This window comes from Burkholderia sp. SRS-W-2-2016, from assembly GCF_001931485.1.
Classification (GTDB): Bacteria; Pseudomonadota; Gammaproteobacteria; order Burkholderiales; family Burkholderiaceae; genus Paraburkholderia.
This window is the reverse complement of record NZ_MSDV01000043.1, coordinates 1-1,174: the sequence shown is the minus strand read 5'-3', so window position 1 is coordinate 1,174 and position 1,174 is coordinate 1. Positions and strand designations below refer to the sequence as shown.

General features: G+C 61.8%; 2 protein-coding genes. Both read left to right on the top strand.

Annotated elements, in window-relative coordinates; genetic code table 11:
• Positions 1–261: muconolactone Delta-isomerase (catC, locus tag BTH42_RS19015; RefSeq protein WP_256702099.1), on the top strand; the 261-nt coding region annotated here is incomplete at its 5' end.
• Positions 262–313: 52 nt separating this feature from the next.
• Positions 314–1,174: catechol 1,2-dioxygenase (catA, locus tag BTH42_RS19010; RefSeq protein WP_075302219.1), on the top strand; the 861-nt coding region annotated here is incomplete at its 3' end.

Sequence of the window (1,174 nt, the reverse complement as noted above, 5' to 3'; positions counted from 1 at the left end):
CTGCCGGTCGATATGCCGGCGGAAATCGCCAACGAAATCAAAACCCGCGAGAAGGCTTATTCGCAGGACCTGCAGCGTAGCGGCAAGTGGCGCCATATCTGGCGTCTGGCCGGCGAATACGCGAACTACAGCATCTTCGATGTAGAGAGCAACACCGAACTGCACGACATCCTGGTCGGCCTGCCTCTGTTTCCGTACATGAAGATTTCGGTGACACCTCTGTGTCGTCACCCGTCGTCGATTCGGGACGACGACATCTGAGCCCAGTGGCCCCACAACGCCATTCCCCCAATACCAACTGGAGACAGTCATCGTGAGCGTCAAAGTATTCGAAACCAAGGAAGTGCAGGACCTGCTGAAGGCAGCATCGAACGTCGAGGCCGGCAACGGCAACGAGCGTTTCCAGCAAGTCGTTTTCCGTCTGCTGGGCGATCTGTTCAAGGCAATCGATGACCTGAACATCACGCCGGACGAAGTGTGGGCCGGTATCAACTACCTGAACAAACTCGGTCAGGACGGCGAAGCAGCGCTGCTCGCCGCCGGCCTGGGTCTCGAGAAGTATCTCGACATCCGTATGGACGCCGAAGACAAGGCGATCGGTCTGGACGGCGGCACGCCGCGCACGATCGAAGGCCCGCTGTACGTGGCCGGCGCACCGGTGCGCGACGGCGTGTCGAAGATCGACCTGAATGAAGACGCGGACGCGGGTCCGCTGGTGATCCGCGGCACGGTCAAGGATCTGGACGGCAAGCCGGTGGCCGGCGCGGTGGTCGAATGCTGGCACGCGAACTCGAAGGGCTTCTATTCGCACTTCGACCCGACCGGCGCGCAAACCGAATTCAACCTGCGCGGCGCGGTGAAGACCGGCGCGGACGGCAAGTACGAATTCCGCACGCTGATGCCGGTCGGCTACGGCTGCCCGCCGCACGGCGCGACCCAGCAGCTGCTGAACGGCATTGGCCGTCACGGCAACCGTCCGGCGCACGTGCACTTCTTCGTGTCGAGCGACTCGCATCGCAAGCTGACCACGCAGTTCAACATCGAAGGCGATCCGCTGATCTGGGACGACTTCGCGTATGCAACGCGTGAAGAACTGATCCCGCCGGTTACGGAAAAGAACGGTGGCGCGGCGCTGGGCCTGAAGGCCGACGCGTACAAGGACATCGAGTTCAAC